Genomic DNA, 268 nt, shown 5'->3' with positions numbered 1-268 from the left:
ATGTAAGACTGGTATCATCGTCGAACGATTTAGTTAATTTAAAGTCATTAACTATAGATCCAAAGTCATTCATTGTGACATCAAATGTCACCATCTTCATTGCTAAACCATCGTTAAACGCTTCACCGGTGTTCGCGTTACTCAAGGTTGCACCTGCGCCACCAATGCTTTCTGCTATTGATGTTGCACTGCCTACTTGTTCTGTGAAAGGTGAATTAAAGTTACCGCTAATTGATGATTTACGAAAACGGTTTTCGATACGCCAATC

1 pseudogene is annotated in these 268 nt (G+C 39.6%); it reads right to left on the bottom strand.

Annotated features, from left to right (window positions below):
- Positions 1-268 (bottom strand): annotated as a pseudogene (locus AAEY62_RS22635) (TonB-dependent receptor); the annotation flags it as partial.

The organism is Pseudoalteromonas sp. GW168-MNA-CIBAN-0100, assembly GCF_040309225.1.
Lineage (GTDB): Bacteria > Pseudomonadota > Gammaproteobacteria > Enterobacterales > Alteromonadaceae > Pseudoalteromonas > Pseudoalteromonas arctica.
Note: the sequence above shows the minus strand (reverse complement) of the source record. Positions and strands in the feature narration are given on the sequence as shown.